The organism is Streptomyces sp. YS-3, assembly GCF_045257485.1.
Taxonomy (GTDB): domain Bacteria; phylum Actinomycetota; class Actinomycetes; order Streptomycetales; family Streptomycetaceae; genus Streptomyces.
The window spans coordinates 1-18153 of sequence record NZ_JBJHPC010000087.1 but is presented as its reverse complement, the minus strand read 5'-3'; the positions used below and the strand labels follow the sequence as shown (position 1 = coordinate 18153).

Annotated in this window: 14 protein-coding genes and 1 pseudogene; 7 read left to right on the top strand and 8 right to left on the bottom strand. The window is 70.7% G+C overall.

The genetic code is table 11. The annotated features are described in order from the left end of the window. Positions 1-105: 105 nt before the first annotated feature. Positions 106-1044, top strand: coding sequence for a MerR family transcriptional regulator (locus ACJA3G_RS10785; RefSeq protein WP_406552693.1), 939 nt, complete (start codon positions 106-108; stop codon positions 1042-1044). 56 nt (positions 1045-1100) lie between these two features. On the opposite strand, the gene ACJA3G_RS10780 is transcribed toward ACJA3G_RS10785, so the two are convergent. Then, positions 1101-1673, bottom strand: a complete 573-nt coding sequence (locus ACJA3G_RS10780) for a hypothetical protein (protein ID WP_406552692.1) — start codon at positions 1671-1673, stop codon at positions 1101-1103. Between the two features lie 109 nt (positions 1674-1782). Here ACJA3G_RS10780 and ACJA3G_RS10775 point away from each other — a divergent pair, with 109 nt between their 5' ends. From ACJA3G_RS10775 to ACJA3G_RS10765, 3 genes are all read left to right on the top strand, one after another. Further along, positions 1783-2298, top strand: a complete 516-nt coding sequence (locus ACJA3G_RS10775) for a PadR family transcriptional regulator (RefSeq protein ID WP_406552691.1) — start codon at positions 1783-1785, stop codon at positions 2296-2298. Positions 2299-2399: 101 nt separating this feature from the next. Then, complete coding sequence (locus tag ACJA3G_RS10770; RefSeq protein ID WP_406552690.1) at positions 2400-2954, top strand: RNA 2'-phosphotransferase; 555 nt, start codon at positions 2400-2402, stop codon at positions 2952-2954. Between the two features lie 52 nt (positions 2955-3006). Next, positions 3007-3468, top strand: coding sequence for a hypothetical protein (locus ACJA3G_RS10765; protein ID WP_406552689.1), 462 nt, complete (start codon positions 3007-3009; stop codon positions 3466-3468). Positions 3469-3540: 72 nt separating this feature from the next. Here the strand turns inward: ACJA3G_RS10765 and ACJA3G_RS10760 are convergent, their stop codons facing one another. Then, complete coding sequence (locus ACJA3G_RS10760) at positions 3541-4437, bottom strand: LLM class flavin-dependent oxidoreductase (protein ID WP_406552688.1); 897 nt, start codon at positions 4435-4437, stop codon at positions 3541-3543. Positions 4438-4665: 228 nt separating this feature from the next. Between ACJA3G_RS10760 and ACJA3G_RS10755 the strand changes: the two genes are divergently transcribed. Next, entirely contained in the window at positions 4666-5544 is an 879-nt protein-coding gene (locus tag ACJA3G_RS10755; protein WP_406552687.1) for a Cof-type HAD-IIB family hydrolase, read from the top strand. Positions 5545-5551: 7 nt separating this feature from the next. Here the strand turns inward: ACJA3G_RS10755 and ACJA3G_RS10750 are convergent, their stop codons facing one another. From ACJA3G_RS10750 to hisC, 6 genes are all read right to left on the bottom strand, one after another. Further along, a complete protein-coding gene (locus tag ACJA3G_RS10750) occupies positions 5552-6631 on the bottom strand; it encodes a peptidoglycan DD-metalloendopeptidase family protein (RefSeq protein WP_406552686.1) in 1080 nt (359 codons plus the stop codon). Positions 6632-6791: 160 nt separating this feature from the next. Beyond that, entirely contained in the window at positions 6792-8531 is a 1740-nt protein-coding gene (locus ACJA3G_RS10745) for a GAF domain-containing sensor histidine kinase (RefSeq protein WP_406552685.1), read from the bottom strand. 77 nt (positions 8532-8608) lie between these two features. Next, positions 8609-12130 (bottom strand): thiol reductant ABC exporter subunit CydD, encoded by a 3522-nt coding sequence (gene cydD, locus ACJA3G_RS10740; RefSeq protein WP_406552684.1) that lies wholly within the window; start codon positions 12128-12130, stop codon positions 8609-8611. A gap of 76 nt (positions 12131-12206) precedes the next feature. Next, positions 12207-13208, bottom strand: coding sequence for a cytochrome d ubiquinol oxidase subunit II (gene cydB / locus ACJA3G_RS10735; protein ID WP_406552683.1), 1002 nt, complete (start codon positions 13206-13208; stop codon positions 12207-12209). 18 nt (positions 13209-13226) lie between these two features. Next, the gene (locus ACJA3G_RS10730; protein WP_406552682.1) at positions 13227-14735 is read right to left on the bottom strand and encodes a cytochrome ubiquinol oxidase subunit I; all 1509 of its coding nucleotides are present in this window, start codon (positions 14733-14735) and stop codon (positions 13227-13229) included. Between the two features lie 469 nt (positions 14736-15204). Then, a complete protein-coding gene (gene hisC / locus ACJA3G_RS10725; RefSeq protein WP_406552681.1) occupies positions 15205-16284 on the bottom strand; it encodes a histidinol-phosphate transaminase in 1080 nt (359 codons plus the stop codon). Positions 16285-16688: 404 nt separating this feature from the next. On the opposite strand from hisC, the gene ACJA3G_RS10720 reads away from it, so the two are divergent. Together ACJA3G_RS10720 and ACJA3G_RS10715 are read left to right on the top strand one after the other, a co-directional pair. Next, positions 16689-17867 (top strand): LacI family DNA-binding transcriptional regulator, encoded by a 1179-nt coding sequence (locus tag ACJA3G_RS10720; protein ID WP_406552680.1) that lies wholly within the window; start codon positions 16689-16691, stop codon positions 17865-17867. A 160-nt stretch (positions 17868-18027) separates the two neighbouring features. Then, positions 18028-18153 (top strand): annotated as a pseudogene (locus ACJA3G_RS10715) (serine/threonine protein phosphatase); the annotation flags it as partial.

Here is an 18153-nt window from a genome sequence, read left to right as displayed (position 1 = left end):
GCAGGTGGGTCGACCGGTGGGGTTCCGTCCGGGGAGACGGCCCGCACCCCGGGGCCGGCCTCGGTGCCGGCCCAGCAGGCGGCTCAGCCCACGCCGCAGCAGGTGGTGCCGCACGCTCTTCCCTCCTCTTCCTCCTGCGAGTACCGCATCGAGGACCTGGCCCATGCGAGCGGCGCCACGGTCCGCACGATCCGCGCCTACCAGGACCGAGGCCTGCTGCCCAGGCCCGAACGGCGGGGCCGTTCCAATGTGTACGGCGAGACCCATCTGGCCCGGCTGCGCCAGATCGCCGACCTGCTCGACCGCGGTTACACCCTCGCCTCCATCAAGGAACTCCTGGAGGCCTGGGACGCGGGACGCGGCCTCGGGGGTGTCCTCGGCCTGGTCGCCGAGGTCAGCGGGCCCTGGACCGACGAGGAGGCCGTCCGGATCTCCCGGGACGATCTCGACGCCACCTTCGGCGGTGAGCCCGACGACGGGGCCGTCGCCGAAGCGGTCGAGCTGGGCATCCTGGAGCGCGTCCCCGGCAAGGACCGCGAGTTCCTGGTTCCCAGCCCTCAGGAGCTGGCGGTCGCCGCCGAGCTGCACGCCGCCGGGGTCCCCCTGGACGCCATCTCCGGGCATCTGCGGGAGCTGCGCGGCCAGGTGGAGCACATCGCGGCCCGCTTCCTCGACTTCACCACCGAGCACGTCTTCGCCCGCTATCTGGGCAACCGTCCGCCCACCGACGCGGAGGCGGCGGAGGCCGCCGGTCTGGTGCGCCGGCTGCGCCCGCTGGCCCAGCAGACCGTGGACGCCGAACTCGCGCGGGCCATGCGCCTCTTCGCCACCCGGCACCTGCAGCAACACCTCGGTGCCACGGCCCCGGCAGCCCCGGTTGATCCCGATCCCGGGCCGGTCACCCTGCCTGCCCACACCGTCCGGGCCGTGCAGGCCCTGGTCGGCCCGGAGAACGTCGCCGCGTTCGTCGCCGCGGCGGCCGAACGGGAGGTCCAGGCACGTACGTTGGACGCTCTCGCGAGCGCCCACTTGTCCACAGATTAGCCTCAGGCCCTGTGGATAACCGCACTTGTCTGTGGATCAAACCTCACTGGCCGTCATCATGAGGTGATCGTGCTCACTCTGGCGGCCTGCGCGGCGCGCCGGGCGCGCTCCGGGTACTTGGCGGTGAAGAGGGCGGGCACGGCGAACCCGGCGACCTGCACGGCCATCGCGGCGGCGCTGCCCAGCGACTCGACATGGACGAGGGCGAGCGCGACGGCGGTGACGGTGAAGGCGGCGGCCCAGGCGGCGGTCAGCACCACGTTGATGCGGAGGAACACCGGGTTGTTCCACAGCTCGCGCGGCGCCTGCCGCTTGGCTATGCCGGTGGTGAAGGGCCGCCGGACGGCCAGCGTCGCCCACGCGGTCAGGGCCAGCCATCCGGTGGCGAGCGCCCCGCCGTACTCCCGCAGTCCGCTGTCCGGTGCAGCGAAGGCCACCACGCTCAGTACCGCGAAGAAGGCGATGGTCGACTGCTCCAGGATCAGCGAGTCGGCCGTCGCGCCGCGCTTGCGGTCGACGGAGAACAACCAGGCGCCCACGGCGAGGGCGGCGACCGCGCCCCACTGCCAGTGCTCGCTGCCGACGGCGGCGAAGACGATCCACGGAATGAATCCGCGCAGGTAGTTCATGGGAGTCCCCCTTCATCGGGCTCTCGCCCGCTCCACATTCCAACTTCGACATGTCAAAGGTAGAGGTTCCTGGATTGACGTGTCAAGAGTGGAATGTAGAGTGAAGGACATGAGCCTTCGTCACGCGGTCCTGGGGCTGCTGGCCGAACGTCCGGCCAGCGGCTACGACCTGATGAAACTGTTCGAGACCTCGCTCTCCCACGTCTGGTCGGCGACGCAGAGCCAGGTCTACGGCGAGCTGGGCAAGCTCTCCGACTCCGGCCTGGTCGAGGTGGCCGCCGAGGGCCCCCGGGGCCGCAAGGAGTACGCCATCACCGACCCGGGCCGGGCCGAGCTGCGCCACTGGCTCACCGAGACCGAACCGTCCCGGACCCGCCGCAGCGACTCCCTGCTGCGCGTCTTCTTCCTGGGCCTCCTCACCCCACTGGAGGCGCGGACGTACCTCCTGACCGAGGCCGAACGGGCCTCCCGCCAGCGAGCCGGCCTGGAGCAGGCCGAGGCCTCGATCGAGTGGGACGACGACCCGCTCTCCGTCCACGGCCGGCTGGCCCTGGAGTACGGCAAGCGGCTCAGCGCGATGCACGAGGAGTGGGCACGCTGGGCCGCGGAGCAACTCAAGGCGTGACGCGAGGGCCGATGTCACACCAGCATCGTGCTCAGCGGAGGAAGCGCGGAAAGCGGCGAAAATGAGGTGCCGGGCCGCTTGCCGCCCGGCACCCTGACGGCATGGCCGAAACACCGGACGACAGACGCACCGTGAAGGTGTCCAAGTACCTGTCGAAACACCTGCGCCACCAGCCCGAACGCCTCGGGCTCACCCTCGACCCGCACGGCTGGGTCGACATCGACACCCTGCTGCGGGCGGCGGCGGCGCACCACTTCCCGCTCTCCCGCGCCGAGCTCGACCACGTGGTCGCCGTCAACGACAAGCGCCGCTTCGTGATCGAGGGCGACCGCATTCGGGCCAGTCAGGGCCACACCGTCGCCGTCGACCTGGGCCTCCCGGCCGCGGAACCGCCCGCGTACCTCTACCACGGCACCGTGGCCCGCAGCCTGGACGCGATCCGGGCCGAGGGGCTGCGGCCGATGGCCCGCCACCATGTGCACCTCTCCGCCGACCGCGAGACGGCGACACGGGTCGGCGCCCGGCGCGGCCGTCCCGTCGTCCTGAGCGTGGACGCGGCGGCGATGCGGCGCGACGGCCACGTCTTCCACATCAGCGCGAACGGGGTGTGGCTGACCGACGCCGTACCGCCGAAGTACCTGCGCCTTCCCGAGTGAGCGTGCGAAAAGAACCGGCCGGCCCGCGCCCTCGGCTGAGATGATCGACGGCATGGCACACCCGCGTCTTCCCAGCACCGAGAGCGCTGTCGCCGCGATCAACGAGGTCGCCCGCGCACACCACCTCGCCGTCGAGGTCACCCACGACATAGGCGCCGACCGCTCCTCGCGTCGCACGTCGGCCGGGGCGTTCACCGTCCAGGACCCGGACGGATCGCTTCCGCACGAGGCCTTCGTCGAGCTCGGCGGCTCGCCCGCGGTCACCGTGCAGCTCTTCGCGGAGGACGACGCGAAGATCACCGTCGACGGCGTGGAGTTCCACGACGTGCCGCGCGACGCCGTGCCCGCGTTTCTCCGGTCGGTCTACGGCGACCTGGCGTACGTCAAGGGCCGCTTCTTCCCGCCGGGATGGTGGCTGGTGGTACCTCTGCCCGGTGACGAGACGTACAAGGAACTGGTCCTCGGCGGCACCCTCTCACCCTGGCTGAGCAAGCGCGTACGCCCCAAGAGCTGACCCGGGAAGCCGTACACGGGCATGGCGGCGGAGGCGATACGGGGGGCGTCATCCACACCCCCCACCACCGCCTCAGCGCAGCTGCGCCAGCCCCTCCGTGGCGATCTGCTCGAACACCTTCCGGTCGACCGCGAAGTCCGAGTCCGGGATCGGCGCGTGCAGGACGATCTCCGTCACTCCGAGCTCGAAGTGCCTGCCCGCGAAGTCCACGAAGGCGTCGAGCGACTCCAGCACCCGCCGGGGCTCCGGCGTGAAGCCGGTGAGCAGGATCTTGTCCAGCTCCTCCACGTCACGGCCGATGTCGTCACAGGCCTCGCCGAGCTTCTTCATCTGTCCGCGGATCGCCTCCACCGACTGCTCGGGCGTGCCGGTCTCGAAGAGCTTCGGGTCGCCGGTGGTCACCCACGCCTGCCCGTGCCGCGCCGCCAGCTTCAGGCCGCGCGGACCGGTCGCCGCCACGGCGAACGGCAGCCGGGGCCGCTGCACACAGCCGGGGATGTTGCGCGCCTCGACCGCCGAGTACACGGCGCCCTCGGACGTCACCGCGTCCTCGGTCAGCAGGCGGTCGAGCAGCGGCACGAACTCCGCGAAGCGGTCGGCCCGCTCGCGCGGCGTCCACGCCTGCTGGCCCAGAGCGGTGGCGTCGAAACCGTTGCCACCGGCGCCTATCCCGAGCGTGATCCGGCCGTTCGAGACGTCGTCGAGCGTGATCAGGTCCTTGGCGAGGGTCACCGGATGCCGGAAGTTCGGCGAGGTGACCAGCGTGCCGAGCCGCATCCGCGTGGTGGCGGCGGCAGCGGCGGTCAGCGTCGGCACCGCGCCGAACCACGGGCCGTCGCGGAAGGTCCGCCAGGACAGGTGGTCATAGGTGTACGCGGTGTGGAAGCCCAGCTCCTCGGCGCGCAGCCACTCGTCGCGACCGCCGTCGTGCCAGCGGCGTACCGGGAGAATCACAGTGCTCAGACGCATGGCTACGACACTAACGGCTGCCTCTGACACTCCCGGCGTCCCGCGGTGCTCCCTTGGTCACACGGCCCGCTGGGAGCGGCACGTGCGGACCCGACACAGGGGCGACAGAGGATCAGCAGAGAGCCGGGGGCCGGGCGGCGTCTCATGCGCCCCTTGCGCCCCGCACGCCTCAGAGCACGCACTCACATGTGCGCTCCCCCGCCCATCCGTAGACCCGTGTACGGGACAATGGGATCTGTGACCTCAGCTACCGAGCCCGTCCCCGCCGAGCATCCTGTCCCCGCCGTCCCCCGGCTCATCGCGACCGACCTGGACGGCACGCTGCTGCGCGACGACAAATCCGTCTCGGAGCGGACGGTCGCGGCGCTCGCCGCAGCCGAGGAGGCGGGCATCGAGGTCTTCTTCGTCACGGGCCGCCCCGTCCGTTGGATGGACGTGGTCAGCGATCACGTCCAGGGCCACGGCCTGGCCATCTGCGGCAACGGTGCTGTCGTGGTCGATCTTCACGACGGCGTCTCGGAGCACCGGTTCGTCAAGGTCCGCCCGCTGGAGCGCACGGCCGCCATGGACGTCGTCGCAATCCTGCGCGCCGCCGTCCCCGGCACCTCTTTCGCCGTCGAGCAGACCGGCGGGCTCCACCACGAGCTGGCCTATCCGCCGATGCTGATGAACGCCGCCAGCAGCATCGCCCCCGCCGAGAAACTGCTGGCCGCCGACGCCGGGACGGCCGCCGAGCCCATCCTCAAGCTGCTCGCCCACCACCCCGAGCTGCCGCCCGACGACTTCCTGGCACTGGCCCGCAAGGCCGTCGGGACGCGCGCCGAGATCACCCGGTCCAGCCCGACCGCCCTCCTGGAGATCAGCGGCCCCGGCGTCTCCAAGGCGTCCACGCTCGAACTGTGCTGCGCCGAGCGCGGCATCCTCCCCTCCGAGGTCGTCGCCTTCGGTGACATGCCCAACGACGTCGAGATGCTCACCTGGGCGGGCACCTCGTACGCCATGGGCAACGCCCACCCCGACGTCGTGGCAGCCGCCTCCGGTCATACGGTCGCCAACAACGACGACGGTGTGGCGGTCGTCATCGAGCGGATCCTGGCCTCTCTCTGAACGCCGGTCACGGTTCGTCCGGTTCCGGTTCGGCGGCGTTGCTGCGCAGTGCCACCCCGTGCTCGCTCAGCCACCGCAGCGGGTCGACCGCCGAGCCCATCTCGGGGGTGAGCCGGATCTCGAAGTGGAGGTGCGGGCCGGTCGAGTTGCCGGTGGTGCCGGCCTGGCCGATCCACTGTCCGGTGCTCACGCGCTCTCCCTGGTCCACGGCGACCGCCGCCAGATGCGCGTACTGCGAGTAGTAGCCGCCGGGGTGCCCGATGACGACCTCGATCCCGAAGCCGCCGCCGCACGACACGGAGACGACCCGGCCCGCGCCCACCGCCCGTACCGGGGTGCCGATGTCCACGGCGAAGTCCTGCCCCGTGTGGCGCTGGGCCCAGTGCTCGCCCGCGCTGTCGAAGCCCGCCGACAACCGGTACGTATCCACGGGAGCCGTCCAGGCACTCGCGGGGTGTGAGCCCGGTGGCTCCTCCAGGCGTACGGCGCCGCGGCACTGGCCCGCCGCGACGCTCCGGTCGGCCTCGCCCTGAAGCTCCCAGCGCGCCTCCTCCAGGCGGGCGGAAAGGGACTTCCTGAGGTCTTCCAGTCGGTCCCTGCGGTCCGCGAGGTCACGCCAGGCGTCCTGAGCCCTGCGCTGGGCGGACGTGAGCCCCCCTTCCGCCCGGCGCGCCTTCCTGTAGAGCCGCGTCACGGCCATGTCCGCCTGCCACGCCAGCCGCTGACCGCGCATCAGCTCATCGGGGTCGTCCGCGAGCAACAACTGCGCGGTGTATGCGATGTCCCCGCCGGTCCGGTACTGCGCACGGGCCACCCGGCCCAGGTCGTCATGGAGCCGTACGAGTTCACGTCTGCGGTCGGCGAGCAGCCGGTCGAGCCACTCCGCTTTCGCCCGCTGCGTCTCCGCCGCGCGTCTGCCCTGCTCATACGCTGTGGTCGCCTGGGCGGCGTCCAGAAAGAGCCGTGCCACCGTCACGCTGGTGCGGGGCACATCGGGGTCGTCGGCCGCTCTGGCGGCGGACGTGAGCGGCCCGGCGAGCACACACAGGACCAGAGCGAGAGCCCTGCACGGATGTCCGAGACGCATCCCCGGATCGTCGCGCGGCCGAGGCACGTTTCACGTGAAACACACCTCTGGCCCGGGGGCCGCTCCCCCCGACTGGCGTACAGAGGCGGGAGGGAGACGACTCACGGCACCTCTGGGAGCAGACGGTGAACCAAGTCCGCACCTGCCCCGCTCACCTCCCTTAAAGCGGTGCCTCCCACACCACCGTCGTCCCGCCGCCGTCCTTCCCGGTGCCGGGCCCGTACGTACTGGAGCCGCCCAGCGCCTCCGCCCGCCGCCGGAGGTTGCGCAGTCCGCTGCGACGGCCGCCCTCGGGGATGCCGACGCCGTTGTCCGCGACGGTGAGCCGCACGCCCTGACTGCCGTCCGGGAGCTGGACGGTGGCGTCCACGACGACCTCGATGGACGAGGCCTCGGCGTGCCGGAAAGCGTTGGACAGCGCCTCCCGCAGGGCCGCGATGAGGTTCTTGCCGGTCACTTCGCCGACCAGTGCGTCGACCGGGCCGACGAAGCGGTGCGCGGGCCTGAAGCCGAGCGGCACCGCCGCCATGTTGATCTCCCGCAGTACCCGGGTGCGCAGTCCGGACGGCACCTCGGCGGGTTCCTGCTGGAGCGCGAAGATCGCCGTGCGGATCTCCTGGATCGTCACGTCCAGCTCGTCGACGGCCTTGCCGACACCCCGCTGCACCTCGGGCACGATCGACTGGCGCTGGGCGCCCTCCAGCATCATCCCGGTGGCGAAGAGCCGTTGGATGACCAGGTCGTGGAGGTCCCGGGCGATCCGGTCGCGATCCTCGTAGACGGCAAGGCGCTCCCGGTCGCGCTGTGCCTCCGCCATCATCAGGGCGAGCGCCGCCTGTGAGGCGAACTGGGTCGCCAGCGTCCGTTCGGCCTCGGTGAACGGGCGGCCTCCCCGCGCGCGCGGAGTGGCGAGGGCGCCCAGCACCCGGCCACCGCTGTGCAGTGGAAGCATCATGCTCGGGCCGTACCGCTCGGCGAGCTTGGTGATCATCCTGGCGTCGGTCGCCGCGTCTTCCATGAAGACCGCCTCGCCCTCCAGCAGCGTGGCGACGACCGGGCTCTCCGGCGGAATCACCACGCCCAGCACCGAGCCGGCGTCGTCGGTGGAGACGGCGACGATCTCCAGGCCGCCCTCCTCCGCGGGCAGCAGCACGATTCCGGCCGCGGAGTCCGCGAGGTGGCGGGCCTGTTCGGCGACGACCTCCAGGGCGTCGTCCGCGTCACCGCCCGAGAGCAGCGCGGTGGTGACGGCGACCGATCCGTCGATCCAGCGCTCGCGCTGTCGCGCCGCCTCGTACAGCCGGGCATTGCCGATGGCGATCCCCGCCTCGGTGGCCAGCACCCGGAGCATGTGCAGGTCGTAGTCGTTGAAGTCGGCCCCGCCGCTCTTCTCGGTCAGATACAGGTTCCCGAAGATCTCACCCTGCACTTGGATGGGGACTCCGAGGAACGTCCGCATCGGCGGGTGGTGAGCGGGGAATCCGGCAAAGTGCGGGTCGGCGGAGAGGTCGGTGAGCCGCAGTGGCTCGGGGTGCTGGATCAGCCGGCCGAGCAGCCCCCGGTGGCCGTCCGGGCGGCGCCCGATGGCGGCGGCCTCCTCGAAACCGACGCCGTACGTCACGAAGTCGGAGAGTCCCGTGCCCGTCTCGTCGACGACCCCGATCGCCGCGTACCGGGCGCCGGCCAGCTCGGCGGCGGTCTCACAGATCCGGTCGAGGGTGGAGTGCAGTTCCAGGCCGGTACCGACGGAACGCATCGCCTCCAGCAGCTGCGGCACGCGCGCGGTGAGCTCGGTGGACAGCCCCTGGAGGCTCCGGGTGGCCAGGGCCGCCGCTTCGAGCGCGTCGGGGTCCTGAATGTCCTTGGAGTCCTGGGGGTCCTTCGGGTCCGGCACTGACATGCCCCTGAGCCTAATTAGTCCCATTTGGCGGGGAAAGTCGAACTTGGCGGCGCGGGGCATGGATCCCTGAAGGGTTCTCAGACCGGGCGGGCCTCCTGAAGGAGATCACTGGCGCGCTCACGCTCCAGCATCCGCCGCAGTTCCCCGTCGACCAGGGCGAGCGCGTCGTACGTCCCCCGCTGCACCACCCGGCCCTCGGAGAGCACCACCACCTCGTCCACGGCGTCGAGGCCGCGCAGCCGGTGGGTGATCAGGACGGTCGTCCGGCCCTCGGTCGCCCGGAGCAGGTCCGCCGTGAGCGCGTCGGCCGTCGCCAGGTCCAGGTGCTCGGCCGGCTCGTCCAGGACGAGCACCGGGAAGTCGGCCAGGAGCGCGCGGGCCAGGGCGAGCCGCTGGCGCTGGCCGCCCGAGAGTCGGGCACCGTGCTCCCCGACGAGGGTGTCGAGGCCGTCGGGCAAGGAATCCACCCAGTCGAGCAGCCGCGCCGCCGCCAGCGCGTCGCGCAGCGCGTCCTCGTCCGCGCCGGGACGGGCGAGCCGCAGGTTCTCGCGTACGGAGCTGTCGAAGATGTGGGCGTCCTGGGCGCAGAGGCCGACCAGCTCACGGACGTCGTCGCCCGCGAGCGCCGAAACGTCCTTCCCGCCGATCCGGTACGTGCCCTCGCGCGCGTCCAGGAAGCGCAGTAGCACCTGGGCGAGGGTGGTCTTGCCGGACCCCGAGGTGCCGACGACGGCGACCCGCCTGCCCGGGGTGAGCGTCAGCGTGAAATCGCTCAGCGCGTCCCGGCTCTGTCCTTCGTGACGGGCGGCCAGTCCCCGCAGCTCCAGCGGGAAGGGCGACGCGGGCGCCGTGGCCAGGTGTTCCGGCTCCCGTACCGGTACGGGAGCGTCGAGCACCTCGTACACCCGCTCCGCGCTCCGCCGGACCCGTTGACGCGCCTGGACGGCAAGCGGCAGCCCGTTGACGGCTTCGAAGGCGGCCAGCGGTACCAGGACCACGACGGCGAGGCATACCCCGTCCAGCCGTCCGTCGGCGACCGCCTGTACCCCGACGAGAGCGGCGGCCACGACGGTCAGTCCGCAGGTCAGCGCGGAAAGACCGCCGCCGAGCGCGATGGCTGCGGCGGTCCTCGACGCGATCTTGGTGAGCACCGAGTCGGCGTCCTTCACCTCACGGGTGCGGCGGCCGAGCGCGCCGGCCACCGTCAGCTCCCCCGTACCGGTGAGCAGGTCGGTCACCCGGGTGGACAGGAGCCCGCGCGCCGAGGCGAGTTGCCGTTCGGCGCGGCGTGCGCAGGCGCCGCTGACCATCGGTACGGCCACCCCGGCGATCAGCAGCCCGATCGCGAGCACCAATCCCGCCTCGGGCAGCAGCCAGGCGGTGAAGCCGGCACTGGCCACCGAGACCAGCACGGCCACGGCGGCGGGCAGCGCCCAGCGCAGCCAGTAGTCCTGGAGCTGGTCCACATCCGCGACCAGCCGGGACAGCAGATCGCCGCGCCGGGTGGAGCGCAGCCCCGCCGGGGCGATCCGCTCCAGCCTGCGGTACACCGCGACGCGCACCTCCGCCAGCATCCGCAGGACGGCGTCGTGGGAGACCAGCCGCTCGGCGTACCGGAAGACGGCCCGCCCGATGCCGAACGCCCGGGTCGCCGTCACGGCCACCATCAGATACAGCACCGGCGGCTGCTCGGAGGCGCGCGAGATGAGCCACCCGGAGACCGCCATGAGGCCCACGGCCGACCCGAGCGCCAACGCCCCCAGCAGCAGCGCCAGCGCGAGGCGCCCGCGCAGTCCTTCGGCGGCTCCGCGCACGCGCGCCAGCACGTCGCGGGAGGCGGCCGAAGCGGAAGAGGCGGGGACGGGGGTGTGATCGGCCGGGCCGGGAGCAGCGACAGGGGAAGCTGCGGCGACCACGTCACCGCTTTCCCCCGCCGCATCCCGCGCCGTCGCGTCATGTTCTGCGCCCGGCCGCAGCTCCACCACTCGGTCCGCGACCGCCAGGAGAGCGGGGCGGTGGACCACCAGCAGCACGGTGCGGCCCGCCGACAGTCTCCGTACAGCCTCGACGATGCCCGCCTCGGTCGCGCCGTCCAGCGCGGCCGTGGGCTCGTCGAGCAGCAGTACCGGCCGGTCCGCGAGGAACGCCCTGGCCAGTGCCAGTCGTTGGCGCTGTCCGGCCGAGAGACCCGCTCCGCCCTCTCCGAGCTCGGTGGCCGGGCCGTCCGGCAGCGCGGTGACGAACTCCAGCGCACCCGCGTCCCGCAGGGCGTCGCGTACCGCCGTGTCGTCCGCGTCCGGTCGTGCGAGGCGTACGTTCTCCGCGATCGTCCCGGCGAACAGATGAGGCCGCTGCGGCACCCAGGCGACCCGCTCGCGCCACTGCTCCAGGGAGAGCTCGCTCAGATCGGTGCCGGAGATCCGGATCCGCCCCTCGTCCGGCGCCACGAACCCCAGCACCGCGCCGAGGAGGGTCGACTTCCCGACCCCGCTCGGCCCGGTCAGCGCCACGGTCTGGCCGGGCTCCACCATCAAGGAGGCAGCGGCCGGCGACGGTTCGCCGCGTCCGGGGTGGCGGACCGTCACCCCGTCGACCTCGATCCGGACCGGACCGGACGGCACCGCGCCCGTCCCGCCCTCGGGCACCGGAGTCTCCAGGACCGCGAAGATCTCCTCCGCGGCCGACAGTCCCTCGGCCGCCGCGTGGTACTGCGCGCCCACCTGCCGCAGCGGCAGATACGCCTCGGGGGCGAGGACCAGGATCACCAGCCCGGTGTAGAGATCCAGATCGCCGTGGACCAGGCGCATACCGATGCCGACGGCCACCAGCGCCACCGACAGCGTGGCGAGGAGCTCCAGCGCGAACGACGACAGGAACGCGATCCGCAGGGTCTTCAGCGTGGCCCGGCGGTACTCGGTGGTGATCTTCCGGATCGACTCGGCCTGTGCCTTGGCCCGGCCGAACACCTTCAGCGTCGGCAGCCCGGCGACCACGTCCAGGAAGTGCCCCGACAGCCGGGACAGAAGATGCCACTGGCGGTCCGTCTGGGCCTGGGTGGCCCAGCCGATGAGCGCCATGAACAGCGGGATGAGCGGCAGGGTGACGACGATGGTCGCCGCCGACACCCAGTCCTCGGTGACGATCCTGGCCAGTACCGCCACGGGGACCACGACGGCGAGCCCCAACTGCGGCAGATAGCGCGAGAAGTAGTCGTCGAGCGCGTCCACCCCACGAGTGGCGAGCGCGACCAGCGAACCGGTCCGCTGCCCGCTCAGCCACTCCGGTCCCAGCCGCGCGGCCCGCTCCAGCAGCCTGCCCCGCAGCTCCGACTTGACCGCCGCGCTCGCCCGGTGGGCCGCCAGCTCGGTCAGCCAGGACACCAGCCCCCGTCCGACCGCGACCGCTCCGAGCAGCAGCAGAGGTGTCCGCAGCCCGTCGGCACCCAGGTCGCCCTGGAACGCCCCCACCACGATCTCGGCGATGAGCATCGCCTGGGCAATGACCAGTCCCGCGCCGACCAGGCCGAGAGCGACCACGGCAGCGAGGAAACGACGGGTGGCCGAGGCGTATCGGAACAGTCGCGGGTCGATCGGTTTCACGTGAAACATCCCCTCGGGGGGTCAGGGGGCCGGGGGAGAGGGTGTGTTTCACGTGAAACACACCCTCCGGGCGGTCTCAGTGCGCGTCGGCGATGTGCTGGGTGCCGATCCGCTTGCGGAAGACCCAGTACGTCCAGCCCTGGTAGAGGAGCACCACCGGGGTCGCGATGCCCGCGCACCAGGTCATGATCTTCAGCGTGTACGGACTGGAGGAGGCGTTGGAGACCGTGAGGCTCCACTCCTCGTGCAGCGAGGACGGCATGACGTTCGGGAAGAGCGTCAGGAAGAGCATCGCCACGGCCGCCGCGATGGTGATGCCGGACAGGGCGAACGACCAGCCTTCCCGGCCCACCTTGATCGCTGCGATCGACCCGACCAGGGCGACGACCGCGATCACCATCGCGACCAGGCTCTTGGTGTCACCACGCGAGACTTGCGTCCAGATGAGGAAGGCGAGCGCCAGCACGGCGGTGGCCAGTCCCAGCTTCAGTGCCAGCGCCCGCGACCGCTCGCGGATCTCACCGACGGTCTTCAGGGAGGTGAAGACCGAGCCGTGGAAGGTGAACAGGAACAGCGTCACCAGACCGCCGAGGATCGAGTACCCGTTGAGCAGGTCCCAGAAGGTGCCCACGTACTCCTTGTGCGCGTCGATCTTCACTCCGCGCACGATGTTGCCGAAGGCCACACCCCACAGGAACGCCGGGATGAGCGAGGTCCAGAAGATGGCCTCCTCCCAGTTGCGCTGCCACTTCTCCTCGGGCCGCTTCGCGCGGTACTCGAAGCCCACACCGCGCACGATCAGACAGACCAGGATGATCAGCAGCGGCAGATAGAAGCCGGAGAAGAGCGTGGCGTACCACTCGGGGAAGGCGGCGAAGGTCGCGCCGCCGGCGGTGAGCAGCCACACTTCGTTGCCGTCCCAGACCGGCCCGATCGTGTTGATCAGGACCCGCTTCTCCATGCGGTCACGGGCCAGCAGCTTCGTGAGGATGCCGACTCCGAAGTCGAAGCCCTCCAGGAAGAAGTAGCCGGTCCACAGGACGGCGATGAGTACGAACCAGACGTCGTGGAGTTCCATGCCTCTGTCTCCTCAGCCTCAGTACGAGAAGGCCATCGGCCGGTCGGGGTCGCGGTCGTCCCCGCCGATCTTGGTGGGCGGGTTCAGGTCGGTCTCGGTGAGTTCGGGCGGTCCGGCCTTGACGTACTTCACGAGCAGCCGCACCTCGATCACCGCGAGCACCGCGTAGAGCAGGGTGAAGACGATCATCGAGGTGAGGACCTCGCCCTGCGAGACACCGGGGGAGACCGCGTCCCTGGTGCGCAGTACGCCGTAGACGACCCAGGGCTGACGGCCCATCTCGGTGAAGATCCAGCCCCAGGAGTTGGCGATCAGCGGGAAACCGAGGGTCCAGATGGCGGTGAACCAGTACCAGCCGGTCAGCCGGGTGCTGAGCGCCTTGTTCCGGAAGAGGACCAGATGCGGCACCTCGTCGTCGCCGGTCCGCAGGCCGGGTGCCAGCAGGAACTTCTTGCGTGTGAGCCAGAGACCGACGGCTCCGATGGCGAAGGACGTCATGCCGAAACCGATCATCCAGCGGAAGCCCCAGAAGGTGACCGGGATGTTGGGCCGGTAGTCGCCCGGCCCGTACTTCTGCTGCTCCTGCTTGTTCACGTCGTTGATGCCGGGGACGTACGAGGAGAAGTTGTTGTCGGCGAGGAAGGAGAGCACGCCCGGGACCGATATCTCGACGCTGTTGTGCCCCTTGGCCACGTCTCCGTAGGCGAATATCGAGAAGGGCGCCGACTTCTCGCCGTCCCAGAGCGCCTCGGCCGCCGCCATCTTCATGGGCTGCTGCTTGAACATGACCTTGCCGAGCTGGTCGCCGCTGACGGCTGTGAGCAGTCCGCCCACCACCAGCGTGACCAGGCCGAGCCGGAGCGAGGTGCGCATCACCGGGATGTGCTTCTTGCGGCGGAGGTGGATGGCAGCGACGCCGACCATGAACGCGCCACCGGTGAGGAAGGACGCGGTGAGCGTGTGGAAGACGACGACCAGGGTGGTGTCCTGCGTCAGCACGTGCCAGAAGTCGGTGAGCTCGGCACGCCCGCGGGCCTTGTTGATCGTGTAGCCGACCGGGTGCTGCATCCAGGAGTTGGCGGCCAGGATGAAGTACGAGGAGAGGATGGTGCCCATCGAGACCATCCAGATGCAGGCGAGGTGGATCTTCTTCGGCAGCTTGTCCCAGCCGAAGATCCACAGCCCGATGAAGGTCGACTCGAAGAAGAAGGCGATGAGCGCCTCGAAGGCGAGCGGGGCGCCGAAGATGTCACCCACGAACCGCGAGTAGTCGGACCAGTTCATGCCGAACTGGAACTCCTGGACGATGCCGGTGACGACACCCATCGCGATGTTGATCAGGAAGAGCTTGCCCCAGAACTTCGTCGCCCTGAGGTACTTCTCGTTCTCGGTCCGCACCCACGCGGTCTCCAGCCCCGCGGTGAGCGCGGCGAGCGAGATCGTGAGGGGGACGAAGAGGAAGTGGTAGACGGTGGTGATGCCGAACTGCCATCGCGCCAGTGTTTCCGGCGCCAGAGCCAGATTCACAACGTCATCTCCTTACATCGCCGTGATCACAGCGGCGCTTTGCCCCTCTGATCCCACCGATTACGGGATGAAGCGGGACACGCTTGTGAACGCGTTCACATTCACAAGCATTATGTCGCACATGCTTCCGGGGCTTCAATCGGGGGGGGTACCTCTGTGGGCCGAGGTCGCGGGGGCGCCTGGCCAGTGCCCGGCACGGTCGCGTTCTGGGCCGAGAGCGGTGCGCCGGCGCTTCCGCAGGGCGCGAGGCCGGTCACGCGCAGTGACGAATGCCCTCTGACGCGCGCGTGCAAGTCGTGGGCCGGGTCAGGGATTGTCGGGTGCCTGCCACCATCCGCACCGACGAGCCCGTCCGGGCGGACCGGCCTCCAGGGACCGGTCTCCAGGGACCGGACCAGGGCTCGGAGACCTCACGGACCGGGTCCGGCGCGAACGGTGTCCCCGTCGCGACCGGACCCGCGGGACAGTCCTAGTACGCCTTGCGGAAGCCCTCGGCCACCTTCAGGAAGAGGTCGTTGGCCTCGGTCTCGCCGATCGTGACCCGCACGCCCTCACCCGCGAACGGCCGGACCACCACGCCCGCCGCCTCACAGGCCTGCGCGAACTCCACCGTCCGCTCGCCGAGGCGCAGCCAGACGAAGTTCGCTTGCGTCTCCGGCACGGTCCAGCCCTGGCCGACCAGGCCCTCGTACACCCGGGCACGCTCACCGACCAGCGCGCCCACGCGGCCGAGCAGTTCGTCCTCGGCGCGCAGGGAGGCGACCGCGGCGTCCTGGGCGACCTGGCTGACGCCGAAGGGGACGGCCGTCTTGCGCAGCGCCGCGGCCACCGGCTCATGGGCGACGGCGAAGCCGATTCGCAGTCCGGCGAGCCCGTACGCCTTGGAGAAGGTGCGCAGCACCGCCACGTTCGGGCGGTCGCGGTAGATCTCCAGCCCGTCCGGGACCTCGGTGTCGCGGACGAACTCCTTGTACGCCTCGTCCAGGACGACCAGCACATCGGACGGCACGCGGTCGAGGAATCGTTCCAGCTCCGCCCGGCGCACCACGGTGCCGGTCGGGTTGTTCGGGTTGCAGACGAAGATCAGCCGGGTCCGGTCGGTGACCGCCTCGGCCATGGCGTCCAGGTCGTGCACATCCCCCGGCGTCAGCGGCACCTGTACGGACGTCGCGCCGCTGACCTGGGTGATGATCGGGTAAGCCTCGAAGGAGCGCCAGGCGTAGATGACCTCGTCACCGGGGCCGGAGGTGGCCTGGAGCAGCTGCTGCGCGACCCCGACCGAGCCGGTGCCGGTGGCGAGGTGGGTGAGCGGCACGCCGAAGCGGTCGGCCAGCTCGTTCATCAGACCGGTGCACGCCATGTCGGGGTAGCGGTTGAAGTTCCCGGCTGCGGCGACGGCGCTCTCCATCACACCCGGCAGCGGCGGGTACGGGTTCTCGTTGGAGGACAGCTTGTACGCGACCGGACCGCCGGCGGCGGCGGGCCTGCCTGGCTTGTAGGTGGGGATGCCGTCCAGCTCGGCGCGCAGCTTGGGGCTCGTCTCGCTCACCGCAGGTCCTCCTCGACCAATCCGTCCGTACGAATACTGCTCACCTTATGAGGATTCGGCGCCCCTGCGAAGAGCCGTGGGCATCCTCCGGGTGCGGGCGGTCGCCCTCGCCGGGACCGGGGAGCCGTGAGCGCGCGAAAGGGGGAGCGCTCCCCCGTCGAAGCCGTGCGCCGGTGGCTCGCGCCGTGGCGCGCATCCCTCGTGCAGGTGAGTTGAGACCGCTTCGAAACATCGGGCATTCGGCAGCTGCCCACCGATCGACAACCGCCACTGGAACGTCACCGCCTCCAACTCCCTTGGAATGCAGGGGCATTAGCCACGTTTGACCATGCAGAAACGTGCCTGTCAACGCGTGCATATGCACGCGGTCCAACCATCCCCCCTCGCCCTACTATCGGCTCGCCATGACAGCAGCAGGGAAGCACCAGGTGAGCCGGTCAACCGGTCGCCGGCTGGGGCGGGCGGGCATTCGGGACGTGGCCGCCGCAGCCGGTGTCTCCATCACGACCGTCTCAGACGCGCTCAACGGCAAGGGCCGGCTCCCCGACGCCACCCGCCGCCACGTCCGCGAGGTCGCAGACCGGCTGGGCTACCGCCCATCCGCAGCGGCCCGCACGCTCCGTACCGGAAAGTCGGGCCTCATCGGCCTGACTGTCACGACCTACGGGGATGAACCTTTCACCTTCACCGAGTTCGCCTATTTCGCCGAGATGGCGAGGGCCGCGACATCCGCCGCACTGGCGCGCGGGTACGCCCTCGTCATCCTGCCCGCCACCTCACGCCGCAGCCCAGCGGACGTGTGGTCGAACGTCGCTCTCGACGGCACCGTCGTGATCGACCCCTCCGACCAGGACCCCCTGGTCACCGAACTGGTCCGCCAGGGCCTTCCGGTGGTCTCCGACGGCCGTCCGGCGGGTTCACTGCCGGTGACCGCATGGGTCGACAACGACCACGAGGCCGCCGTCCTCGAACTGCTCGACCATCTCGCCGACGCCGGCGCCCGCCGGATCGGCCTTCTCACCGGCACCACCACCGACACCTATACCCGTCTCTCCACCGAGGCCTATCTGCGCTGGTGCGAAAGGGTCGGGCAGGACCCCGTCTACGAGTCCTACCCCGCCCACGATCCGTGCGCGGGCGCCGTCGCGGCCGACCGGCTGCTCGCCCGCCCGGACCGGCCCGACGCCGTGTACGGACTGTTCGACCCCAACGGCACCGACCTGCTGGCAGCCGCCCGCAGATACGGACTGCGGGTGCCCGAGGACCTGCTGCTCGTCTGCTGCAGCGAGTCCACCGTGTACGCGACCACCGAACCGCCCATCACCACGCTCTCGCTCAAGCCCCGGCGCATCGGCACGGCCGTGGTCCAACTGCTCATCGACGCCATCGAAGGCATCGACCACGGTCACCCGATCGAGCAGGTGATACCGACCGAACTCATCGTCCGTACCTCGTCGCAACGCCGGTCGCCCCGGACGACGGTCAGTCCCCCGCGCTCTCCTGTCGCGGAACCCCGCAGGGGACTCAGCCAGGACCCCAACGTGCCGGACAGGAGTCCCGACAGCGATGCGGACAAGGACTAGACCAACACATTGAGGACATAACCACCGTTGAACCAAGGGCGCACCGGGATTCACCACCCCTGGTGCGTCACACAGCACGGGCCGCATTCCTATGATGGGCGCACGACACCACGGATCCCCGCCCGACCAGGGGGGTCCTACGGTGTACGGCGGCGCGACGGTGGTGGAGGGGTCGATGACTCAGGGGGCCGGTCAGGGACCCGAGCGGACGGAGACGTTGCGTGACTTCCGGGTGCCTCCCTACGCGCAGGCTCCCGCGCAGTCCGCGCCGGTCCCCCCGCCGCCC

Excerpts from the sequence above, each read along its gene's own strand:
- ACJA3G_RS10780 (WP_406552692.1), bottom strand. The coding sequence starts at position 1,673 with ATGAACTACCTGCGCGGATTCATTCCGTGGATCGTCTTCGCCGCCGTC.
- ACJA3G_RS10775 (WP_406552691.1), top strand. The coding sequence starts at position 1,783 with ATGAGCCTTCGTCACGCGGTCCTGGGGCTGCTGGCCGAACGTCCGGCC.
- ACJA3G_RS10770 (WP_406552690.1), top strand. The coding sequence starts at position 2,400 with ATGGCCGAAACACCGGACGACAGACGCACCGTGAAGGTGTCCAAGTAC.
- ACJA3G_RS10765 (WP_406552689.1), top strand. The coding sequence starts at position 3,007 with ATGGCACACCCGCGTCTTCCCAGCACCGAGAGCGCTGTCGCCGCGATC.
- ACJA3G_RS10760 (WP_406552688.1), bottom strand. The coding sequence starts at position 4,437 with ATGCGTCTGAGCACTGTGATTCTCCCGGTACGCCGCTGGCACGACGGC.
- ACJA3G_RS10755 (WP_406552687.1), top strand. The coding sequence starts at position 4,666 with ATGGGATCTGTGACCTCAGCTACCGAGCCCGTCCCCGCCGAGCATCCT.
- ACJA3G_RS10750 (WP_406552686.1), bottom strand. The coding sequence starts at position 6,631 with ATGCGTCTCGGACATCCGTGCAGGGCTCTCGCTCTGGTCCTGTGTGTG.
- ACJA3G_RS10745 (WP_406552685.1), bottom strand. The coding sequence starts at position 8,531 with ATGTCAGTGCCGGACCCGAAGGACCCCCAGGACTCCAAGGACATTCAG.
- cydB (WP_406552683.1), bottom strand. The coding sequence starts at position 13,208 with ATGGAACTCCACGACGTCTGGTTCGTACTCATCGCCGTCCTGTGGACC.
- ACJA3G_RS10720 (WP_406552680.1), top strand. The coding sequence starts at position 16,689 with ATGACAGCAGCAGGGAAGCACCAGGTGAGCCGGTCAACCGGTCGCCGG.